The organism is Streptomyces sp. NPDC008317 (genome assembly GCF_042955955.1).
Lineage (GTDB): Bacteria > Actinomycetota > Actinomycetes > Streptomycetales > Streptomycetaceae > Actinacidiphila.
The window spans coordinates 776,994-798,926 of the sequence record NZ_JBIBFQ010000001.1 but is presented as its reverse complement, the minus strand read 5'-3'; the positions used below and the strand labels follow the sequence as shown (position 1 = coordinate 798,926).

At 73.2% G+C, this 21,933-nt stretch carries 20 protein-coding genes and 1 pseudogene; 14 read left to right on the top strand and 7 right to left on the bottom strand.

What is annotated here, in order from left to right:
• Window positions 1–122: 122 nt before the first annotated feature.
• The 4 genes from ACFY9V_RS03370 (at window position 123) to ACFY9V_RS03355 (ending at window position 2,877) form a co-directional block, all read left to right on the top strand.
• The gene (locus tag ACFY9V_RS03370; RefSeq protein WP_355336493.1) at window positions 123–920 is read left to right on the top strand and encodes a ferritin-like domain-containing protein; all 798 of its coding nucleotides are present in this window, start codon (window positions 123–125) and stop codon (window positions 918–920) included.
• On the top strand, window positions 917–1,759 hold the full coding sequence (locus ACFY9V_RS03365; protein WP_355336494.1) for a ferritin-like domain-containing protein: 843 nt from the start codon (window positions 917–919) through the stop codon (window positions 1,757–1,759). The genes ACFY9V_RS03370 and ACFY9V_RS03365 overlap by 4 nt, the downstream gene beginning before the upstream one ends.
• Window positions 1,760–1,886: 127 nt before the next feature.
• Window positions 1,887–2,336, top strand: coding sequence for a cupredoxin domain-containing protein (locus tag ACFY9V_RS03360; RefSeq protein ID WP_355336495.1), 450 nt, complete (start codon window positions 1,887–1,889; stop codon window positions 2,334–2,336).
• A gap of 85 nt (window positions 2,337–2,421) precedes the next feature.
• Entirely contained in the window at window positions 2,422–2,877 is a 456-nt protein-coding gene (locus ACFY9V_RS03355) for a hypothetical protein (RefSeq protein WP_355336496.1), read from the top strand.
• Window positions 2,878–2,976: 99 nt separating this feature from the next.
• Here ACFY9V_RS03355 and ACFY9V_RS03350 read toward each other — a convergent pair whose 3' ends face one another.
• The 5 genes from ACFY9V_RS03350 to ACFY9V_RS03330 all read right to left on the bottom strand — a co-directional run bounded on the left by ACFY9V_RS03350 (window position 2,977) and on the right by ACFY9V_RS03330 (window position 5,941).
• Window positions 2,977–3,387, bottom strand: coding sequence for a rodlin (locus tag ACFY9V_RS03350; RefSeq protein WP_355336497.1), 411 nt, complete (start codon window positions 3,385–3,387; stop codon window positions 2,977–2,979).
• A 156-nt stretch (window positions 3,388–3,543) separates the two neighbouring features.
• The gene (locus ACFY9V_RS03345; protein WP_355336498.1) at window positions 3,544–3,909 is read right to left on the bottom strand and encodes a hypothetical protein; all 366 of its coding nucleotides are present in this window, start codon (window positions 3,907–3,909) and stop codon (window positions 3,544–3,546) included.
• Between the two features lie 144 nt (window positions 3,910–4,053).
• Window positions 4,054–4,821 (bottom strand): chaplin family protein, encoded by a 768-nt coding sequence (locus tag ACFY9V_RS03340; protein ID WP_391159056.1) that lies wholly within the window; start codon window positions 4,819–4,821, stop codon window positions 4,054–4,056.
• A gap of 163 nt (window positions 4,822–4,984) precedes the next feature.
• Window positions 4,985–5,218 carry a chaplin gene (locus ACFY9V_RS03335; RefSeq protein ID WP_355336751.1) on the bottom strand — a complete coding sequence of 78 codons (234 nt, stop codon included), beginning with the start codon at window positions 5,216–5,218 and terminating at the stop codon, window positions 4,985–4,987.
• A 312-nt stretch (window positions 5,219–5,530) separates the two neighbouring features.
• A complete protein-coding gene (locus tag ACFY9V_RS03330) occupies window positions 5,531–5,941 on the bottom strand; it encodes a rodlin (protein WP_355336500.1) in 411 nt (136 codons plus the stop codon).
• Window positions 5,942–6,381: 440 nt separating this feature from the next.
• Here ACFY9V_RS03330 and ACFY9V_RS03325 point away from each other — a divergent pair, with 440 nt between their 5' ends.
• From ACFY9V_RS03325 to ACFY9V_RS03290, 8 genes and pseudogenes are all read left to right on the top strand, one after another.
• Window positions 6,382–7,557, top strand: coding sequence for a glycosyltransferase (locus ACFY9V_RS03325; RefSeq protein ID WP_391159053.1), 1,176 nt, complete (start codon window positions 6,382–6,384; stop codon window positions 7,555–7,557).
• 950 nt (window positions 7,558–8,507) lie between these two features.
• Window positions 8,508–9,821 carry an exopolysaccharide biosynthesis polyprenyl glycosylphosphotransferase gene (locus tag ACFY9V_RS03320; protein WP_391159573.1) on the top strand — a complete coding sequence of 438 codons (1,314 nt, stop codon included), beginning with the start codon at window positions 8,508–8,510 and terminating at the stop codon, window positions 9,819–9,821.
• 3 nt (window positions 9,822–9,824) lie between these two features.
• A complete protein-coding gene (locus ACFY9V_RS03315) occupies window positions 9,825–11,264 on the top strand; it encodes an O-antigen ligase family protein (protein WP_391159050.1) in 1,440 nt (479 codons plus the stop codon).
• Window positions 11,261–13,237, top strand: a complete 1,977-nt coding sequence (gene murJ, locus ACFY9V_RS03310) for a lipid II flippase MurJ (RefSeq protein WP_391159048.1) — start codon at window positions 11,261–11,263, stop codon at window positions 13,235–13,237. Before ACFY9V_RS03315 ends, murJ begins: the two co-directional genes overlap by 4 nt.
• Window positions 13,238–13,523: 286 nt before the next feature.
• Window positions 13,524–14,207: pseudogene (locus ACFY9V_RS03305) on the top strand (polysaccharide deacetylase family protein); the annotation flags it as partial.
• A 140-nt stretch (window positions 14,208–14,347) separates the two neighbouring features.
• Window positions 14,348–15,508: a glycosyltransferase gene (locus ACFY9V_RS03300; protein WP_391159046.1), complete on the top strand. Its 1,161-nt coding sequence runs from the start codon at window positions 14,348–14,350 to the stop codon at window positions 15,506–15,508.
• Between the two features lie 8 nt (window positions 15,509–15,516).
• Window positions 15,517–16,218 carry a lipopolysaccharide biosynthesis protein gene (locus tag ACFY9V_RS03295; RefSeq protein ID WP_355336506.1) on the top strand — a complete coding sequence of 234 codons (702 nt, stop codon included), beginning with the start codon at window positions 15,517–15,519 and terminating at the stop codon, window positions 16,216–16,218.
• 260 nt (window positions 16,219–16,478) lie between these two features.
• Window positions 16,479–17,576, top strand: coding sequence for a GNAT family N-acetyltransferase (locus tag ACFY9V_RS03290; RefSeq protein ID WP_391159043.1), 1,098 nt, complete (start codon window positions 16,479–16,481; stop codon window positions 17,574–17,576).
• A 12-nt stretch (window positions 17,577–17,588) separates the two neighbouring features.
• Here the strand turns inward: ACFY9V_RS03290 and ACFY9V_RS03285 are convergent, their stop codons facing one another.
• Window positions 17,589–19,649 (bottom strand): glycosyl hydrolase, encoded by a 2,061-nt coding sequence (locus ACFY9V_RS03285; protein ID WP_391159040.1) that lies wholly within the window; start codon window positions 19,647–19,649, stop codon window positions 17,589–17,591.
• Between the two features lie 337 nt (window positions 19,650–19,986).
• Here ACFY9V_RS03285 and ACFY9V_RS03280 point away from each other — a divergent pair, with 337 nt between their 5' ends.
• Complete coding sequence (locus tag ACFY9V_RS03280; protein WP_391042324.1) at window positions 19,987–20,460, top strand: tyrosinase family oxidase copper chaperone; 474 nt, start codon at window positions 19,987–19,989, stop codon at window positions 20,458–20,460.
• A 102-nt stretch (window positions 20,461–20,562) separates the two neighbouring features.
• A complete protein-coding gene (locus ACFY9V_RS03275) occupies window positions 20,563–21,432 on the top strand; it encodes a tyrosinase family protein (RefSeq protein WP_355336509.1) in 870 nt (289 codons plus the stop codon).
• 113 nt (window positions 21,433–21,545) lie between these two features.
• Here the strand turns inward: ACFY9V_RS03275 and ACFY9V_RS03270 are convergent, their stop codons facing one another.
• The gene (locus tag ACFY9V_RS03270; protein WP_188284466.1) at window positions 21,546–21,809 is read right to left on the bottom strand and encodes a chaplin; all 264 of its coding nucleotides are present in this window, start codon (window positions 21,807–21,809) and stop codon (window positions 21,546–21,548) included.
• Window positions 21,810–21,933 lie beyond the last annotated feature (124 nt).

Sequence of the window (21,933 nt, the reverse complement as noted above, 5' to 3'; positions counted from 1 at the left end):
GTCACCCGGAAGAGTGGTCTCGGTGCCCGTACGGAGGACGGGACCAATCCGGATGAGCCGCCGCCACGAACCTGTCGCAGGAGTGCCCTCACAAGAGCGGGCACCGTGAGAGATGGGGCGTGATGGGCGTAGAGCGCATCGACACCCGGCTGCTCGAAGAACTGACGGAGCAGTCACAAGACCTGAACAGTGACGCCTTGCGGATCACCGCGAGCGCGCTGGACGACTTCCGCGCGGCGGCACAGCCCGCGCCGGCGTCCTCGCGCCGCTGGTGGCACCGCGGCGGAGCGGTCGCCGGAGTGGCGGGCGCCGCCGCTCTGCTGCACACCTCGCGGGTCGCCGCGGCCTCCTCCAGCGACGACATCATGGCGCTGCAGACGGCGGCGTCGATCGAGAACCTGGCGATCAGCGTCTACCAGACGGCCGCGGGACTGCCGTTCATCAAGGACGGCAACAAGACGATCGCGGCGTTCATCGCCAAGACGACCACGCAGCACCAGGCGCACGCGAAGGCGTTCAACTCCGCCGCCACCCAGGCGGGCGGCAAGGCGCAGGACCAGCCGGACCCGAAGTACGCGGCCGTGGTCAAGCAGGCGCTGCCGTCGATCAAGACCCCCGCGGACGTCGTGAAGCTGGCGATCACGCTGGAGGACGTCGCGGCCCAGACGTACACGAAGAACGTCAGCCAGGTCAGCAACGGCGACCTGCGCAAGCTCTTCGCCTCCGTCGCGCCCGTCGAGGCCCAGCACCGCGCGACGCTGCTGGCCGTACAGGCGCTGCTCGCCGGGAACATGGGCGACCTGATCGCCATCCCGACGGACGTCGCCAAGCTGCCCGCCGCGGCAGGCAGCGTCGGCTTCCCCAACGCCTTCTACCCGACCAAGAACGCTTCACCGATCTCTGAGGGGGCCGTGAAGTGACCACCGCACGCGACGGCTGGGAGCTGCAGATCAGCGAGCGCGAGCTCGCCCGTCTCACCCAGGACATGGAAGAGGCCCACCGCGACACGCTGCCCGCGATGCGTGCGGCGGCCGCGGACCTCGCAGCGGAACAGCGCGACAAGGCACAAAGCGACCGGCGCGGCGGGGTGGCCGACGCCTCCCGGCGGCGTTTCCTGCTCGGCGCCGGCGGGGTGGCGGCGGCGTTCGCGCTCGCGGCGTGCTCCAGCAGCGACAAGAAGACCTCCGCGGACTCCGCGACCGGTGCGCCCGGCGGCTCGCCGACCGCCTCGGCGTCGGCGTCCGGGAGCAGCCAGTACACCGGTGACCTGAAGGTCGTCGCGCTGGCGACGGCGCTGGAGAACCAGGCCGTCGGCGCCTACAAGGCGACGCTGGAGGCGGCCAAGGCGGGCAAGCTCGGTACGGTGCCGCCGGCCGTCGCCACCTTCGTGACGACCGCGATGGCTCAGCACGCGGACCACGCGAAGGCGTGGAACGCGGTACTCACGGGTGCGGGCAAGCCCGCCATCACCAATGTGCCGCTGTCCAACCAGGCCGCCACCCTCAAGGCGCTCGGCGAGGCGAAGACCTACGGCGCCGTCGCCAAGCTGGCCCTGCAACTGGAGGACCAGGCCGCGCAGACGTATCTCTTCGCGACCTACAACGTCACCAGCCCCGCCGGGATCGCGACCGCCGCGACCATCGCGCCGGTCGAGGCGCAGCACGCCGCGATCCTCAACTTCGTCCTGGGCCAGTACCCGGTCCCCGACGACTTCCTGCCCGTGGACAAGGCGGCCAGCCCGACCCTGCTCACCGTCTGACCCCACCTGTACGGGACGGCCCGCACCCCCACACGGGCCGTCCCGTGCCTCGCCCGAATTCCGAAGGGAAAAGCCCGAGTTGATCGTCACCCGGCTCCACGCACGCACCGCTCCCGTCCCCGTACGCGTGCCTTCGCGCGTCCCCGTACGCGTACGCCGTGCGCCGTTGCTGGCCGCCGCCTGCGCCGCGCTGGCCCTGACCGGTTGCTCCAGCTCGGGTTCGAGCGGCGGTAGCGGTACGAGTACGTCGGCGGCTGCCACGTCGGCGTCCTCGTCCGCGTCGAGTTCCGCGTCGAGTTCCGCGTCGGCCTCCAGCGGCGGTGGCGCGGACACCATCGTCATCCAGAACTTCGCCTTCACGCCCGCGTCGCTGACGGTCGCGGCCGGCGCCACCGTGACGGTCACCAACAAGGACTCGACGGCGCACACGGTCACCTCGGTCAAGAGCGGCCAGTTCAACACCAACGACATCGCGCCGGGCAAGACGGTGACCTTCAAGGCCCCCTCGGCCAAGGGCACGTACGACTACATCTGCACGATCCACCAGTTCATGAAGGGCACGCTCACCGTGAACTGACGCGCCGTCGGATCACCGCGCGTTCCGCTCCCCCCACCGTGGCCGTACGACCCGTACGCGCCGTACGAGGAAACGAGGATCCGTCATGCCGTCAGCCGGGGTCAGCTCCACCGGCCGAGCGCTCGACCTGGCGGCACGCCTCGTCGCCGCCGCCGGGCTCGCCGTGGACGCCTATGTGCACGCCAAGCTCGCCGACCAGTACGACGCGGTGTCCGCCGACATCAGCCAGGGCACCCTCTTCCGGATCGAGGCGGGCATGGCGTCGTTCGCGGCCCTGCTCATCCTGGTCTGGCGCCGCCCGCTCAGCGCCGCCCTGGCCTGGCTGGTCGCCGCGGGCGGCCTCTTCGCCCTGATGCTCTACCGCTATGTGGACGTCGGCGCGCACGGCCCGTTCCCCAACATGTACGAGCCGGTCTGGTTCTACGACAAGAAGCTCGCCGTGTGGTCCCAGATCGTCACGATCGTCATGGCGACCGGCCTGCTCATCCACTGGTACGTCACCCGCGTCACCCGCCGCCGCGACGCGTCCACGCTGCGCTAGGAACACCCCTCAACGACGAACTGCCCGATCCGGCCGGTGCGGCCGGGTCGGGCAGTTCGCTGTGCGGTGCGGTGGAGCAGATCAGCCGTGGGGGGCGGATCAGCCGTTGTGCACGCCGTTGCCGGACAGGACCGGGATCTGGTCCAGGATGTGCGAGGCGGGCTCGTCACCCTTGATCTGGCTGCTGTTCTCGGCGCACTGCTGGTTCTGCGGGGAGGCCAGGACGTTGATGTCCTGGACCGTGACCGGCACGAGGCCCACGAGGGAGCCGACGTTGGCCTTGACCGGGACGCCGAGGCAGGGCTTGTTCAGGGTGCCCTGGACGAGGCCGATCTGCGGGCTCTGGGTGCCGCCGGTGTGGGTGTTGCCGTAGCTCTGCTCGGCGCCGTTGCCGTTCACCGTGGTCGTGCCCTGGTCGTCGCCGAGGGCCATGGCCTGCGGGGCGGCGGTGACGCCGACAGCAACAACCGAGGCGGCGAGCGCAGCGCCGGCCAGCATCTTCTTGATCATCTGAAATCCCTTTTTGGTGCTCGATTGCACGGTTCTGGAGCGATCTGATCAACCGCTCACGTGGGGTTTGGTTCCGGCGATTCACTCCGATGGCGGAGTGCTGCCGCGAGGATGGCCGAAGCCGACGCGCGGCAGGTGAGGGGAGCCGGGGCCGGGTCAGCGGCCGAGCGGGAGTCCGCCCAGCAGCGAGGCACCGGGCACCGCACCGGTCACGGTGGAGGTGGCGGCATCCTTGGTGGCGGAGGTGGCCTGGCCGAGGAGCGCGTCGGTCGAGGTCTCACCGCGCAGGCGGTCGGCGGCGGCGCTGACCGTCCGGAGCGCGGAGTCGACCTTGAGGCCGTCACTGAGCTGCTGCAGCGGCTGCTCGTTCAGGGCCTGCTCGACACCGCCGTTGATGCTGGTGGGCATCGTGGCCGCGGTGGGCATCTCGGGCGCCGTCATACCGTCGGCGAAGGCAGGCGCGGCGACGCCGACCGCCATCATCGATCCGGCCACGACTGCTGCGACCTTCGAGTACTTCATTGCCACCCTTTCAGTGCCGGTGTCTGTCGGCATGGTCAACGACCGCGGATAGCAACGGAAACGAGGAGTAAACCGGCCTCTCGACAATCACCCGAACGTGAGAGCCGCCTCGCCCAATTCTCGTATTAATTCCGTTGCCCAGGGTTACGAATACGTGCGGCGAATACGGGCCATGGAGGCCGCGTGGGCGCCCGACGCGGCGTGCGCGCCGTGGGCGGCGGCGTGCGCGACCCGCGGTCCGCGCCCGCGGCGGTAGAGCATGGCGCCGCCGAGCAGCAGCGCGGCGCTGGTCGCCCCGGCCGCCCCGAACTCGCCGCCGGCGACGCCGGTCTCAGCGAGCGACTGCTGGTCAACCCCGTCCAGGACGGCGGGGACCGCGTGGTTCGGCTCGGGAGCCGGCGGAAGCCTCCGGACGTCGACCGTCGGATCGGTGTGCACCGAACTGGTGTCGGTGCCGGTGACCGCGTGCGCGCCCGTGCCGTCGTTGTCGCAGGAATTCCCGGACACCGCATTCAGCAGCGCCAGGGGGTCCACGGTGTTTCCGCACACATTGAGCGGAACGTCGACCGGAATTTGCACCGAGTTCCCTGAGGCCACGCCCGCGGAGCCCTGGGTGCCCGACGAATGGGCGGAGGAGGGGGCGCCGGAAGCGGTGTGGTGGTGGGAATGCGATTCGTTGGAGCAGTGGTTGCCCAGCGCGGCGTTGTCGGCTCCCACGACGTTCACGCTGTTCCCGCACGCGTTCAGCGGGACGTCGACCGGTGCCTCGACGCTGTTGCCCGACAGCAGGCCGGGTGAGTTGGACGCACCGCCCTGCGCGTCGGAATCCGCGTTGGCGTACCCCCCGGTGGCCGCGAGGATGCTGCTGGCGGCGGCGACGGTGAGCAGGCTCCGGCTCAAGATGTGTCGCATCGACTTCTTTTCTCCGCTCGGTTCTTCGGCTGCGCCGAATACGTCCCGCGGCCGTCCCGTGCCCATCCCGTAAGACGGACCGCCCCGGAGCGCGACGCACACGCTCCGGGGCGGTCCGGGATCAGAACCTGACGGCCTGACAGGACGACGTCACTTCACTTCGTCACTTGTTGACGCAGGTGTTGCCGAACGCGGGGTTCAGCAGACCGATGACGTTGACGGTGTTGCCGCACACGTTCACGGGGATGTGAATCGGCACCTGGATGCTGTTGCCGGACAGGACGCCCGGGGAGTGCGAGGTGATGCCACTGGCGTCGGAGTCGGCGAACGCGGGGGCCGCGACACCCACAGCCATGAGCGTTCCGGCAGCGACCGCCGCGACCTTCGAGTACTTCACGTTGAGCTCCCTTTCCGGAGCGGTGTCTGGCACCAGCACGTCCTTCGTACGGGCCGGACACAGGAAATCCGCGTCCGTGAACACCACTACCGACCGGGCTAACGACGGGTGCCGACCGTAAGCAACTCCCCAGCGTGCGGCGCCTTCCATCATCCACTCGAATGGCTCGGCTTTTTCCGCCCGGAGCGGAAACCCCGAGGCGGAAGGCGCGGGGCGGAAACCCGGCGCGGAAACCCGGCGCGGAAAACGCGTACGGCCCCGGCCGTCGACGGAAAGTCGACGGCCGGGGCCGTACGGAGCCAGGGGAATGGCTCAGTGGTTGGCGGCACCGTTGCCGGACAGCACCGGGATGTTGTCCAGGATGTGCGACAGCGGCTCGTCGCCCTTGGCCTGGGTGGAGTTCTCGGTGCACTGCTGGTTCTGCGGCGACGACAGGACGTTGATGTCCTGGACGGTGACCGGCACGACGCCGACCAGCGAGCCGACGTTGCCCTTGAGCGGCAGCGCGAGGCAGGGCTTGTTGAGCGAGCCCTGGACCAGCGCGAACGACGGGCTCATGTAACCGCTGGTGTACGTGTTGCCGTAGCTCTGCTCGGAACCGTTGCCGTTGGCGGTGGTGGTTCCGTGGTCGTCACCGATGGCCATCGCGGAGGGGGCCACCGACGCCGAGACGCCCGCGATGGAGACGGCGACGGCGGCCGTGGCGAGGAACTTCTTGATCACGGTTGGTCCTTCTTGGGTGAGATTGCCCTGTACATGGGTCTACATGGGTCGCACTGACCAACCGGCTCCCAGGCGATTAGTAATGATGTTTCACCCGAATGGATAGAACCCCCGGAGGCCGGGCGCCAGGGCGTATCGGAAGGGTGACGGCGGTGACGTGGGTTGACGTCTCGTCAACACCGGTCATGTGATCGTCATAAGACATTCGTCCTGCTCGGCGGGCCGCGCGCCTTACGTGAATCGTGCGCCGAGGTCTGCGACCGTGCATTCCTGTTTCACGAGGATTACCTGACAGGCACGGGATTCGTTGACTCCACGCAGCCCGCTCGAACGCGCGGGCGCGCACATGACACGCAGCAAACCCATCGGCTTCTCCTCGGCCCCGGTCGGTCCACCGGAGACGGTCACGGAGATGGTCACGGACAGAGAGACGGCGCGCGATGCCGCAACACCAGTACGAACTCGCCGGGCTGACGGTGCTCCATGTGACCCAGCCCGTCGAGGGCGGAGTCGCCCGCGTCGTCACGGACCTGGTCCGGGCCCAGCTCGACGGCGGTACGCGCGCGGTGGTGGCCTGTCCGCCGCACGGCGCGCTCCCCGAGGCCGTCACGGCGGCCGGCGGCCACGTCGTACGGTGGCCGGCCGGCCGCTCGCCGGGGCCCGGCCTGCCGCGCGAGGTCCGTACCGTCGCCCGGCTGATCCGCGCCGTCCGCCCCGACCTGCTGCACGTCCACAGCGCCAAGGCCGGGCTCGCGGTACGGCTGGCCGTACGCGGCGGCCTGCCGACCGTCTTCCAGCCGCACGCCTGGTCGTTCGACGCCGTCACGGGACCGACCGCGCGGGCCGCGCTGCGCTGGGAGCGGTACGCCGCCCGCTGGGCCGACCGGGTGCTGTGCGTCAGCGACGCGGAGCGGCGCGCGGGACAGGACGCGGGGGTACGGGGTACGTGGGCGGTCGTGCCGAACGGCGTGGATCTCACGCACTTCACGCCCACCGCGGACGTCGGTTCGGCGCGGGCCGCGCTGCCCGCGCTGTCGGACCTCGGGCCCGACACCCCGCTGGTCGTGTGCGTCGGCAGGCTCTGCACGCAGAAGGGCCAGGACGTGCTGCTCAGGGCGTGGCCCCGGGTCAGCGAGCGGCTGCCGGACGCCCGTCTCGTGCTCGTCGGCGAAGGCCCCGCGCTGCGGCCGCTGCTGCGGGACGCGCCGCCCGGTGTGCTGTTCGCCGGGAGCACCGTGGACACCGCGCCCTGGTACCGCGCGGCCGACGTCGTCGTCCTGCCGTCCCGCTGGGAGGGGATGGCGCTCGCGCCCCTGGAGGCGATGGCCTGCGGACGGCCGGTCGTCCAGACCGACGTCAGCGGCGCCCGCGAGAGCGTGCCGCCCGCCGACGCCGCCGGTTCCGTCGTCCCGGCCGAGGACGAACGCGCCCTCGCCGACGCCATGCTGAGGCTCCTCACCGATCCGGTACGGCGCGCCGACGCCGGTCACCGCGCGCTCGCGCACGTCCGCGAACGGCACGACGTACGAAGAACCGCTGCCGCCGTCGCCGACCTCTACCGCGACGTCCTCGCGCTGCCCCAGCCGGGCCGCCCCACCGAGAGGGTCACCCGATGACGTGGGAGAGCGCGCGCGTGCCGCCGCCCACCCCCACCGGCCGCCCCCTCCCCTCAGGAGGCCGCCCCGCCGACCGCGCACCCGCGCCAGGGGGCCGTACGCCCGACCGCGGAGGCAGTACGCCCGACCGCGCGCCCACGTCCGGAGGCGGTGCAGCCACACCCGGGGCCCGTACGGCCGACCGCGAACCCGCGTCCGGAGGCGGTACGCCCGACCGCGCGCCCGCGTCGGGAAGCCGCCCCGCCGACCGCGCACCCGCACCCGGGGCCCGTACGTCCGACCGCGCACCCGCACCCGCGGCCCGTACGGCCGACCGCGCGCCCGCGAGCGGGGGCCGTGGCGAGCGCGTGCTGGGCGTCGTCGGCCAGGCCGCGGAGAACACCACGGCGACGCCCGGCCAGGGCGGTGACCGCGCCCAAGGGGGCGGGCCAGAACCGGCGCCCGCGCGCGCCGCCGACCGCAGGCTCAGCTTCGCGCTCGCCCCGGCCTCCGACACCGCGTCCAGCACGCCCCCGAGGTGGGGCGGCGACCGCAGCCTCCGCTTCACCCTCGGCCCACGCCCCGAGTCCACGACCCCCGCGACTGCCACCCGCGCCCCGGAACGCCCCCGCGCCGTCACGCGCGGCCAGGAGCCGGAAGCCGCTGCGGGCCCGGCGCCCGGGCGGGCCGTGGACCGGGGGGTCGGTGTCGCGCTGGACACGGGGCCCGGGACCGGCTCAGCCGGGCGGGGCAACGGGCAGGCGGCTGAGGCGTCCTCGGCCGGGCGGGTGCTCGGGGTGGTCGTGGGGCAGGGCGGCGACGGCGGAGGGCGGGCTCCCGTGTTGGCGTCGCGGCAGACGCCCGCGTCGGCACCGCGGCAGACGCCCGCGACGGTGTCCCGACCGCGGCACCGGGCGTTTCGGCAGCGGGTGGCGGGGCCGCTGGTGGCGGCGGACTGCGCGGCGGCGCTGATGGGCGCGTTCGCGGTGCGGGCGGATGTGGGGCCGCTGCTGCTGGCGCCGCTGCTCGGGTGCCTGGTCCCGGCGCTGCGCAGGGCGCGGCTGTACCGGCCGGGGTTCGCGCCGACGGCGTCGGACGAGGTGCCGGCGCTGGCGCTGTGCGCGACGCTGGCGTGGGGCCTGGTGGCCGTGACGGCCGCGGCGACCGCGCCCGAAAGCGCCCTCGGATGGGGCGAGTTGCTGACGGCGCTCGTGCTGACCGTGCTCGGCCAGTGGGTGCTGCGCGGGGTCGTGCACGGCGCGCGGCGCCGGTACGCGCGACTGCACCCCGGATCGACGCTGATCGTGGGCGGCGACGGGTCCGTACGCGAGGTCGCCGCCGTGCTGCACGCGCATCCCGAGTACGGGATGCACCCGGTGGGCATCGCGGCCACCGGCCAGGTGCCGGGGCAGGAGCAGGGCCCGGGGCCCGGACACGGCACCGCGCCCGACGACTTCCCCTTGCCGGTGCTGACCGGCCACGGCGACATCACGCGCGCGGTGATCCAGAACTCGGTGCGGTACGCGGTCGTCGCGGGACCGCAGCCGCTCGACGCGCGTACGACCGCGACGGTACGGCTGCTGGCCGCGCAGGGCGCCTGCGTCTGGCAGGTCACCGCGGGTCCCGGCCCCGGCGACGGCCAGGCGGCCCCCGGCCACCTGTGGGGCTTCGCGTGCCGCCGCCTCGACCCGTATCCGCCCGCGCCGCCCGGCCGTTGGGGCAAGCGCGCCCTCGACATCGTGCTCGCCTCGGCCGCCCTGCTGGCGCTCGCGCCGGTCCTCGCGGGCTGCGGCCTCGCGGTACGGCTGACCGACGGCCCCGGTGTGCTGTTCCGGCAGGAGCGCATCGGCCTGGGCGGACGCCCGTTCACGCTCCTGAAGTTCCGTACGCTGCGGCCGGCCGACCCCGGCGAGTCCGCGACGCGCTGGAGCATCGCGCACGACCGCCGGGTGAGCCCGGTCGGCCGACTGCTGCGGCGCACCTCGCTCGACGAGCTGCCGCAGTTCTGGAACGTGCTGCGCGGCGACATGAGCCTGGTCGGACCGCGCCCCGAACGCCCTTATTTCGTGGAGCAGTTCAGCCAGACCCACCCCGGCTACCAGGACCGGCACCGGATGCCGGTCGGCATCACCGGGCTCGCCCAGGTGCACGGGCTGCGCGGCGACACCTCGATCGCCGACCGCGCGCGGTTCGACAACCACTACATCGACAGCTGGTCGCTCTGGCAGGACGTCAGAATCCTCGCCCGCACGGCGACTTCGCTCTTCCGGTTCGGTGGGAGCTGAATCATGGCCACGATCGCCACGCCCGCGCCCGCGCGAAACACGGCGCCCGCGCACAGAGCCGAACCCGCCCCTCGTATCCCCCCGGGCCTCGCCCGATACCGCTGGCTGGCACCGCTGTTGCCCGCCCTGGCGACCGTGCTGCTGCTCGCGGCGCCGGTCAGCACGGGCGACGTCAGCACCTCGGGCAAGGTCACCCCGGCCGACGCCGCGTCCGCCGTACTCATCCTGACCGTCGCCGTACGGCTGCTGCGCGACCGGGCACGGCCGCTGACCGCGACCGCCGCGGTGGTGCTGGGCGCGCCCGTCGTCGGCTTCGCGCTGTCCGCGATGACCTCGGTCGACCCGGCGGCCGGACTCGCCGGATTCCTGCGCTACGCCCAGGTGTTCGTCCTGGTGCCCGCCTCGCTGGTGCTGCTGCTGCGCGACCGGCGGGACTTCGCGGTGGTGGCGGGAGCCGTCGTCGCGGTCGCCCTCGTCCAGGGCGCGATCGGCGTGTGGCAGTACGCGACCGCGACCGGCGCCTCCTACATGGGCGAGGACATCAGGGCGGTCGGCACCTTCGGCCCCTCGGACATCATGGGGATGGCGACGGTCGTCGCGTACGGCCTGGTCATCGCCACCGGCTGCGCGCTCGTACCGGCCGCGGCGGGCGCGCCCCGCTGGCTGCGCCCCGCCGCGCTGGCCTGCGCGGCGGCGCTGCTCGTACCGCTGGCGGTGTCCTTCAGCCGCGGTACGTGGATCGCCACGGCCGTCACGTGCGCGGCGATGATCGTGCTGTCGGGGCGGCGTCAGGCGCTGCGCGTCTTCGGCGTACTGACCGCCTCCGCCGTGCTGTTGGTCGGCGGGCTCGGCGTGGGCTCGCAGATGATCGGGCAGCGGGTCAGCAGCATCACGCAGGTCACCGCGGACCCGGACCCCTCGGTCACCGACCGGTACACGCTGTGGGCCGCCGCCGTCAGCATGTGGCGCCAGCACCCGGCGACCGGCGTCGGCCTCAAGCGCTTCCCCGACGAGCGCGACGGGCACGCCTCGCTCGCGCTGTCGTCGGGCAGCGACACGGCGGGGGCCGGGCAGCGCTTCACCCGTGAACCGCTGCTGTCGCCGCACAACATGTATCTGCTCGCGCTCAGCGAGCAGGGTCTGATCGGCTTCGCTCTCCTCGTCGGCGGCTGGGCCGCCTTCCTCACCCGCGGCACCGACCGTCTGCTGCGCGCCCGCCGCGCGGGCAACCGCGCACCGGGCGCCGCCGCGAGCGGACTGGCCGCCGTCGGGCTGCTGATCTGGCAGTGCGTCGACTTCCTCTACGCGGACATCGGCGGGCCCTCCACCGTGCTGACCGCGGTGCTGCTCGGCCTGACGGCCTGGTGGGCGCTGTCGCCCGCGGCGGACGCCGCTGCCGGTGCTGACCTCGGCGCCGACGCCACGGACGGCCGCCGCCGATGACCGCGAGTGCGGCGACCGCCGCCCACGAGGACGACGCGCCGACCGGCCGTACGCTCCGGGCCCCGGACCCGGCTCCTGGCGACGGCGACGCCAACGGCAACGGAAGCGGCACCGGCACCGGAAGCGGCACCAGAAGCGGCGTCGACACCGGCGTCGAATCCGGCCCGAGCTCCGGCTCCGGTCCCGGCTCCGGCTCCGGCTCCGGTTCCGGTTCCGGTTCCGGCTCCGGGGGCGACCGGGGGGCGAAGGGGCTCGCGCGGGCCGCCCTGGTCACCGCCGTGCTGTCGGTGGCCGGTTCCGTGCTGGGGCTGGTGCGCGACCAGGCCATCGCCCACCTCTTCGGAGCCGGGGCGGCCAGCGACGCGTTCCTCGTGTCCTGGACGGTCCCGGAGCTGGCGGCGACCGTCCTGATCGAGGACGCGATGGCGCTGCTGCTCGTACCGGCCTTCGCCGCAGCCCTCAGCAGGCGGGCGGACGGAAGGGCGGCCGACGGCCGGGCGGGGCGGGCGGGCGATCCCGTACGGGCCCTGCTGGCCGCCACTTTGCCGCGGCTGACGCTGCTGCTGGCCGCCGTCGGAGCCGCCATCGCGGTGGCCGCGCCGCTCGTGGTCGACGTCCTCGCGCCCGGACTGACCGACCACCGCCTCGCGGTGGACTGCACGCGGCTGACCGCCGTGACGGTCTTCACCTTCGGCCTCGCCGGGTACTTGAGCGCCGCGCTGCGCGCCCACCGCCGCTTCCTGCCGCCCGCCGCGATCTACGTGGCGTACAACGTCGGCATCATCGGCACGCTGTTCGCGCTGCACGCCCGCTGGGGCGCGCGGGCCGCAGCGGCCGGTGTCGCGGTCGGCGGCCTGCTGATGGTGCTCATCCAACTGCCTGCGTTTCTGGCCGAGTTGCGCACCGGGCGGCGGACCGTACCGGCGAAGACCGCGGCCATTCCCGAACAGCCGCAGCGAGAAGGGCAGTTGAGGAACGCGGGCCGGTCCGGGCCCGAAGCGCCGTCACTGACACGCGAATCCGCCCCGGCAGGCGGCCGAGCGTGCGCCGGAGCCCGCTCCCACCGGGCCCCGCGCGTCCGGACCGGCCCCCAACTCCCCACGCGGCCCAAGGCGCCCCGCCTCGGCCTCGCCCTGGTCGCGCCCGTCATATTCTTCACCGTCAGCCGCCAGGCCCAGGTGCTGATCGAGCGGTTCTTCGCCGCGCCCCTGCCGTCGGGCGCGATCTCGCACCTCAACTACGCCCAGAAAGTGGCGCAGATGCCGATGGTGCTGTCGGTGATGATCTGCACGGTCACCTTCCCCGTCGTCTCGCAGGCGCTCGCCCGCGGCGACCGGGAGCGGGCCAGACGGCAGGTGCAGCGCGACCTGACGGTGGTGTGCGTCGTGGTGCTGCTCGGCACCGCCTTCATCATCGGCTGCGCCCCGCAGATCATCCAGGTGCTCTTCCAGCGCGGCGCGTTCGACGCCTCCGACACCGCGGCGACGGCCGCCGTGATGCGGGTGTACGCGCTCGGGCTGCTCGGCCAGAGCCTGGTGGGCGCGCTCATCAGGCCGTACTTCTCGGCCGCCCGGCCGACCTGGTACCCGGCCGCCGCCATGTCCGCGGGCCTGCTCGTCACGATCGGCGCCGACGCGGCGACGGTCGGCGCGTGGGGCGCGTACGGCATCGCGGCGGGCAACGCCGCCGGGATCACCGTGACCGCCGGACTGCTGGTCCGCGGCCTCGCGGCGCACACCATCGCGATCGGCGCACGCCAACTCCTCACCGGCGTAGGCCGGATCACGCTTGCCGCGGCGGTGGCCACCGTCGCCGGCTGGGGCCTCGGATCCCTGATCCCCGATCCGCTGGCCGCGACGGCGGTGTGCTGCATCGCCGTGCCCGTCACCTTCGCCGCGGCGGCCGCCGCGGTGCGGGTGCCGGAGGTTCCGCACCTGCTCGCCACAGCGAAACGAAGGCTGTCCCATGCCTAGTTCGAACGCCATGCCCGGCTCCGTGCCGGAATCCGTCCTCCGATCCGTACGCAGGCCGTCCCCCGGCCCGGCCCCCGAATCCGCGCCCGTGTCCCCCAGCGGACCGGCCTCGGTACGCACCAGCGCGCGGACGACCGCGTTCCGCCCGTCGCCCGTGTGCGCCTCCGGCGCCCGCTCCGGCTCAGGACCCGTCCCAGGTCCCCGGCCCGACAGCGCCGCCGACCGGGCCCGCGCGCACAGCGCCGCGCGCAGCCGCAGGCGGCAGGCCGCGCTGCCGTGGACGCTGATGTACCACTCGGTGGGCGACTGCCGGGACGACCCGTATCTGGTGACCGTCTCGCCCGAACGGCTCGGCCGCCAACTGGAGTGGCTGCGCCGCAGGGGCCTGACCGGCGTCGGCGTCGGCGAGTTGATGCGCGCCCACGCGGCCGGACGCGCGAGCCGCATGGTCGGGCTGACCTTCGACGACGGCTACGCCGACTTCCTGGAGTACGCCGTCCCGCTGCTGCTCCGGTACGGCCACACCGCGACGGTCTTCGTGCTGCCCGGCAGGCTCGGCGGCGTCAACGCCTGGGACGAACAGGGCCCGCGCAAGCCGCTGTTGACCGCCGACGGCATCCGCGCGGCGGCGGCGGCCGGGATGGAGGTCGGCTCGCACGGCCTGCTGCACCTGGACCTCACCGCGGTCGACGAGGACGAGCTGACCGTCGAACTCACCGAGAGCCGCGAGCTGTTGCGGGAGATCACCGGCCACGAGCCCGACGGCTTCTGCTACCCGTACGGCGCGACCGACGCCCGCACGGTGGCCGCCGCCCGCAGCGCCGGTTACCGCTACGCGTGCTCGGTCGACCCCGGCCCGCTCGCCGGGACGTTCGCGCTGCCGCGCGCGTACGTCGGCCAACGGGACGCGGCGGGGCGGCTGAACGCCAAGCGGCTGCTGCACAAGCTGCGGACGGCGACGGCCGCCGGAGGGCCGCCCGCCGCGCCCGCGCCGACGCCCGTGCCGGGAGACGGGATCAGCGTCCTGCCCGGCGTGCGGGACGGCGGGCAGACCAGCGCGCGGTCCGGCCCGGGGTCCGGCCGGGGGACGGCCGCTCCGGAGGAGCCCAGGTGAGGGTCCTGCACGTCATCACCGGTCTGGGCATCGGCGGCGCGGAGCAGCAACTGCGGCTGCTCGTACGCCACTTGCCCGCCTCCTGCGAGAGCGAGGTGATCACCCTCACCAACCCCGGCCCGGTCGCGGACGCGCTGCGCGCCGACGGCGTACGCGTCACGCACCTGGGCATGACCGGCAACCGCGACCTGTCCGCGCTGCCCCGGCTCGCCCGGCAGATCAGGGCGGGCCGGTACGACGTCGTGCACACCCACCTCTACCGCGCCTGCGTCTACGGCCGCCTCGCCGCACGGCTGGCCGGGGTGCGTACGGTCGTGGCCACCGAGCACTCGCTCGGCGACTCCCAGATCGAGGGCCGCCCGCTCACCCGTGGCACCCGCGCGCTGTACCGGGCCACCGAACGGCTGGGCGTGGCCACCGTCGCCGTCTCCGCGACGGTCGCGCGCAGGCTGCGCGAGTGGGGCGTGCCCGACCCGCGTATCCACCTGGTGCCCAACGGCATCGACCCGGCCCGCTTCCGTTTCGACCCGGCGGTGCGCGCCGCCGCTCGGGCCCAACTCGGTCTGCCCGAGCGGGCGTTCGTCGTCGGCGGGGTCGGCAGGCTCGTACCGGGCAAGAACTTCGACACCGTCATCCGCGCGCTGGCCGGTGTCCCGGACGCCCATCTCCTCGTCGCGGGCACCGGGCCCGAGCACGACGCCCTGCTGCGGCTGGCCCGTTCGACCGGCGTCGCGCCGCGCGTGCATCTGGTGGGCGCGGCGGGCGGGGACGACGGCAGCGGTGTCATGCCCGACATGCCCGCGCTGCTGGCCGCGATGGACGTCTTCGTGTCCGCGTCGCGCGAGGAGTCCTTCGGGCTCGCCATGGTCGAGGCGCTGGCGGCCGGGCTGCCGGTGCTGCACACCGCGTGCCCCGCGATCGAGGACCTGCCGCCGGACAGCGCGCCCGGCGCCCGCCGGATCGGCACCGGCCCGCGGGACCTCGTCTCCGCGCTCCACGCCCAACAGGGCGCGGGCGTACGGCGGTTGCCGGTGCCCGCCGCCGTCGACAGCTACCACATCGCCCACACCGCCGACCGCGTGATGCGGCTGTACGCAACGGCAACCACATCCGCATCCGCATCCGCCACCGGCGTGGGGCCGGGACAGAAGAAATGAGACCGCTCATGCAGGACACCGCAGTGCAGGAGAAGGCCGCGATCCGCGACGAGGGCCGCGCCCCCGCGGGCAGGCAGGGGCGCGGGCGCCGCGCTTCGTGGCGGACGCCGCCGCGCTGGCTGCCGCTGCCCCTGTGCCTGGGCATCGGCCTCGCGGGCGGCCTCGGGTACGGCCTGACGGCGGCCCCGCAGTACGCCGCCACCAGCTACGTCATCGTGGTGCCGCAGCACGGCGACGCGACGACCACCACCGGTTTCGCGCAGGCGTACGGGCGGGTCGTCACCGGTTCCGCGGTGCTCGCGGGGGCGCAGGCCGCGTCCGGGATGGCGGTGGACGACCTCAAGGGCAGCGTGCAGGCCGCGACCTCGCCCGACGCGCCGATGATCTCGATCACCGGGACGGCCCGGCGCGGGGCGACCGCCGCGAAGGTCGCCAACGCCGTGGCCGATTCGCTGGCCGCGACCGGCAACCGCAACGCCGGCAGCACCGGCGTCCGCCTGCTGGTCTTCTCCCCCGCCACCGCCCCGACCTCCCCCTCCTCGCCCTCCACCGCCCTGTCCGCGGCGGTCGGCGCGAGCGCGGGCGGCCTGCTCGGCGCCCTCTTCCTCCTGGTCCGCCCCCGCTCCCGCCGCGAGCCCGCCTACGGCGCCTCCCTCCCGGCCCCCACCCCGGGCCACGCCCCGACAGCGATCCCCAGGGAATCCGTATGACCACCCCCGCCTCCGCCCACCCCCGGCCCACGCCCGAGACACCCCCGAAGCCCCCGCCCGCCCCCGGGCCTGCGACAACGCCGATGGCTGCGCCCACGCCAGCGCAGGCACCGCGAGCGACCACCGGCAGCACGGGCGGCAACGCGACCGGACGCGTATCCGAGCCACGCACTGCCCCCGGCGCCGACATCGGCGCACCGGACGGGGACGGGGGCGGGCTCAGGGTGGAGGTGTGCCGGGACGGCGAGGCGTTCGGGGGGATGGCCGCGCAGTGGGGGCGGTTGTACGGGCGGTGCGGGGCGGCGACGCCGTTCCAGAGTCACGCGTGGCTGTATTCGTGGTGGCTGTCGTACGGCAAGCGCGGGCGGCTGCGGGTCGTGGTGGTGCGGCGGGGCGAGGAGCTGGTCGCGGCGGCGCCGTTGATGGTGACGTACCGGCCGGTGCCGGTGCTGGTGGCGCTCGGCGGGGCGATCACGGACTACGCGGACGTGCTGGTGGACGACGCGGATCCGGCGTACGCGGCGGCGTTGACCGGGGCGCTGCGGCGGTTGGCGCGGACGGCCGTGATCGACCTGCGCGAGGTACGGCCGGGCGCGGCGGCCGAGCGGGTGTACGGCGCGTGGCGCGGCCCGCGCAAGGACCTGGAGGACTCGGTCTGCCTGGAGCTGCCTGGCCTGCCGATGGACGGCCTGATCGCGAGGGTCGGCAGTTCGCGCGGCCAGCGCATCCGCTCGCAGTTGCGCAAGCTGGACGCGGCGGGCGTCGAGGAACGCGCGGTGCCCGCGCACGAGGTGGCGCCCGCCGTCGAGACGATGCTGCGGCTGCACCTGCTCCAGTGGCAGGGCCGAGGGGTCACCCCCGAGCACGTACGCCCGCGCTTCGCCGAGCACCTGACCCGCGCCGCGCGGCTGATGGTGGCGAACGGCGACGCGGCGGTCACCGAGTTCAGCCTCGGCGGTGAGGTGGTGGCCGCGAATCTCACCGTGCTCTGCCCGAGCCTGGCGGGCGGCTACCTCTACGGCGCCCACCCGGACCTGCGCACCACCAAGGTCGACGTCACGACGCTGCTGATGCGGCACGGCGTCCGGCAGACCCAGGACGGCGGCCGGGCCGCCCTCAGCCTGCTGCGCGGCGCGGAGCCGCACAAATTCCACTGGCGCCCCGACCACCTCGCCAACCGCCGCCTGCTGCTGACCACCCGCCCGCTGGCCGTCGTCCTCCACAGCCGCGTCGCCCTGGCCGCCGCCCGCACGCGCCTGGTCGCGACCGCCAAGCGCCGCCTGCCGGTGCTGCGCGCCTGGCGGGCCGGGCTGAACGACCGGCTCGCCAGGCGCGGCGGCAAGGCTCAGGGCGCGTAAGCCGCCCTGCGGCTACCCGGCCGGCGGCGTCGGGCTCGTCGCGGGCGCGGCCTCCTGCACCGACTCCGGCTTCACGGCGGACGTGGCCGTCGGCGGCAACGTGGGTGTCGGTGTCGTCGGCACGGCCGGAGTCGGCGCCTCAGGCGTCGGCGACTCGGACGTCGGCGCGGTCGGCGTCGGCGTCGGCGAACCAGGCGTCGGCGAACCGAGTGTCGACGCGCTCGGCGTCGGCGTCGCCGTCTGCTCCCCCGGCGCCTTCGGTTGCAGCTTGATGCAGACCTGACCGCTGGCGTACTGCTTCTGCATTTCCTCGCTGAGCTGGAGCGGCAGGCACGCCTCCACCACGGGCGGCAGCGGCGAGGGCCCGGCCTGCGGCACCGGCGTCGGGCCCGGCGTGACGGCCGGAAGCAGAGTCGGTACGGCCACGGGTGTGAGCGCCGGGGTCGGTGTCACGGGCGGCAGCACGCTGGGCGTCGGGCTCGCGCTCGGGCTGACCGCCGGGCTCGGCGACAGGTCGGGGGACGGCGACACCGAGGGCGTCGTCGGCACGGTCGGAGTCGGGCTCGGCGACAGCGACGGCTCCGGGGTGAGCGTGCCGCTCGGCGTCGGCGTCACCGTGGGCGTGTCCGTAGGCGTCGGGGTCTCGGTCGGCGTCGCGGACGGGCTGACCGAGGGGGTCGGCGTATCCGTGGGCGTGCCCGAAGGCGTATCCGTGGGCGTCGGCGTCACCGTAGGCGTATCCGTGGGCGTCGGCGTGACGGTCGGCGTGTCCGTGGGCGTCGGAGTGCCGGTCGGCGTGTCCGTGGGAGTCGGAGTGCCGGTCGGCGTCGGAGTCTCCGTCGGCGTGGGCGTACCCGTGGACGTCGGCGTCTCCGTAGGCGTCGGCGTCTCCGAAGGAGCAGGCGCCGGCTTCAGGTCGAACAGCGCGTTGCGATACACCTTCGAGGACTTCGGGTTCTCCGTGCACTGCCACACGCCGTGCGGGCAGTAGTCGGTGATGGTCTGGTACACCGGCTGGTGGTCGTTGATCCACTGGAGCATCTGCCGCATGTAGTCGGGGTTGTCGCCGTTCCTGAACAGGCCCCACTCCGGGTACGAGATCTCCTTGCCGTGCAGGTCGGCGAAGTCGACCTGCGCCTGGAGCCCGTACGCCTCGTTGACCTGGTCGTAGAAGGTCTCGCCGGGCGGCTGGTCGTAGGAGTCCATGCCGACGATGTCGACGGTCGCGTCACCGGGATAGCACTCGGTCCAGCCGATGGCGTCCTGGCCGCGGTTGGGGGTGAAGTCGAAGCGGAAGCGCTGGCCGGGGACGGCGCGCATGGCCTTGACGATCCGGTTCCAGTACGTCTTCCAGCCGGACGGGTCGGGCCCGCAGCGGTGGGTGTACGTGGTGCCGTTCATCTCCCAGCCGAGGACGATCACGGTGTCGGGCACGCCGAGGTCGACCAGCCGGTGGGCGAGCCGGGTGAAGTGGCCGTCGAAGTCGCCGCGCGCGCCCTCCTGGATCAGTTCGCGTACGTCGCGGTCGGGGACGCGGTCCTCGTTGTGCTCCTGCATCGGCACGTTGAGGACGAAGAGCCGGTCGGGCTTCGCGCGTTTCCAGGCGGCCCACGGCTGGAGCAGCCCGCCGCTGCCCTCGATGCCGGACCAGTCGTCACCGGGCAGATACGTATGGCCGACCGTCGCCTCCGTACCGCCGAGCCAGGATTCCAGGGCGCCGATCCGTGCTACGCCCTCGGCGCCGGAGTCGGTGAAGGCACCCATGGGGGCGTACGAGGCGCGCGGCGGGGGCGTGGGCGTGGACCCGGAAGCACCGGCGGGACCGTTCGAGCCGTCAGGGCCGTCAGGGCCGTCAGGGCCGTTCGATCCGCTGGCGCCGCTCGACCCGTTGACGCCGTCCGGGCCGCCCGGTCCCGTGGCGCCCTCCGCGCCGACGGCACCGGCGAGCGCGGTGACCAGGCGGCGGCCCGCGCCCGGCGGGTCACCCGCGATGCCGGACAGTCCTGACACGATCAAGGCGGCCGACACGAATCCGACGCCCGCACCCGTCAGCCACTGGCGTCGGTTGGCCATGGTCACTCCTCGTTCGCTGTCCGCTGTGCGTGGTGCGTGGTGCGTGGTGCGTGGTGCGGTGACCGCCGTGCGACCGCACGGAAATCGGACTCCTAACGATCAGTCATAACGTATGAGTAATAAGCGCGCCCCCTGACGTAGACCAAAAGCGGTTCCCACGACAGTTCCTACCCGGCCTCAAACAACCTGGCGGTCCGTCAATACCGGCACCGGGCCGATCGCGATATCACTCGGGCGGATGAAATTCCTTGCATCGCCCACCGATTATCCGGGTGACTCACCCCTACGGCGGCATGATGAGCCGCGGAAACGGCCGGAGGAGAGGAGTGTGTCGGACATGAGCGAAGCCATCGAGAACGGCAGCGGAAAACACTCACGACCCCGGGTGGCGACGCGACGGCGGTTGATCAGGCGCGGCATCACGACCGTGGCCGCCGTATCGGGGACCACCGCGGCGCTGCGTCCGATGCTGGCCGCGAGGCAGTCGGACACCGCGGTCGCCGAGCCCGCCGCCGGGTACGACACCGCCGCCGCCGGGTACGAGCCCGCTCCGGTGCCGGGCGCGGGGGCCGCCCTCTTCGACGAGGTCTACCGCGGGCGCCGCATCCAGGGGTTCAGCTCCGCGCGGGACAGCGGCGTCGACATCCGGATCGACGGGCGCCCGCTGCACGTGATGCGGCGTGTGGACGGCAGCTTCATCAGCATGGCCAACCACTACCAGCCCTTCCCCACCGCCCTCGGCACGGCCCGCGGCGCGGTCGACGTGCTCGGCCGCGCCCAGCTGTCCACGACCGCGGAGCACCACCACTGAGCGCCGTCCACGGGCGCCCGCACTGAGCGCCACCACTGAGCGCGGCACCACGCGCCACCACTGACGGCTGAGCGCCGTACGACCGCCGAGGGGTCAGTTCCTGTGTACACGCGAATGAATCAGCGGCATCTGACCAGCAGCCAACGCTCCCGGTTCGTCGAGGCCGTGCTGGAGCTCAAGCGTGTGGGCGGCTACGACAAGTACGTCATCACGCACGGCAAGTACTTCGCCGCCGACGGCGAGAGCGGGCTGCGGGTCGCCCACATGGCGCCGACTTTCTTCCCCTGGCACCGCCGGTTCCTGCTCCAGTTCGAGGCCGATCTCCAGATGTTCGACCCGGGCGTCACCATCCCGTACTGGGACTGGACGTACGACAACGCGCAGAGCTCTTCTCTGTGGGGCCCGGACTTCATGGGCGGCAACGGCCGCGACAGCGACGGCCAGGTGATGACGGGCCCGTTCGCGTACCAGACCGGCGACTGGCCGATCAATTACGGGGTCACGCAGGAGAAGTACCTGACCCGCAACATGGGGCGGCCCGACCGGCCGATCGTGCTGCCGACGAAGGCGGAGCTGGACAACGCGCTCGCGATGCCGGTCTACGACGTCGCGCCGTGGAACTCCGCCCCGTCCACCAAGGGCTTCAGGAACAAGATCGAGGGCTGGACGGTCAGCGACACCAAGGGCGGCTACCTGCACAACCGGGTCCACCAGTGGGTCGGCGGCCACATGATCGGCGGCACCTCGCCGAACGACCCGGTGTTCTGGATGCACCACGCCTTCCTCGACCTGGTGTGGATCCGCTGGCAGCGGCTGCACCCGAAGTCGGCGTACCTGCCGTCCATGCCGCTGTCGGCCAAGGACCCCGAGCACGGCCGCGTGATCAGCAGCAACGAGCTGATGCCGCCGTGGAACGAGAAGCCGTCGGACTACTTCGACCACCGCTCGTTCTACCGCTACGAGGAGAGCTGACGCGCTCGCGCCGAGGGTGACGGGCCGAGGGTGACGGGCCGAGGGTGACGGGCCGAGGGAAAAGAAAACGGCCTCCCGCACACAAGGTGACGGGAGGCCGCGGTGGCGCGGAATTACCACTCGCCGCCGTCGTGCCCGGAGACGTTGGCGCACTGGTTGCCGAACGCCGGGTTCAGCAGGCCGATGACGTCGACGGTGTTACCGCAGACGTTGACCGGGACGTGCACGGGCACCTGGATGAGGTTGCCGGACAGCACACCCGGCGAACCGACAGCGGCACCCTGCGCGCCGGAGTCGGCAACAGCCATACCGGCGCCGGCGGCCAGAACGGCACCCGCCGCGGCGGTGACGGCCGCCGCCTTTGCGATACGCGACATCAAGATCTCCCTGAGACGAAACCCAACCGCAAATACCTGCGGCGTTGACGCTGTGCGCAACGGGGGGAGATCACGAATAGTCACGCATGTTGGGCTGAATCGGTGACGGCGTATCAAAATAGGC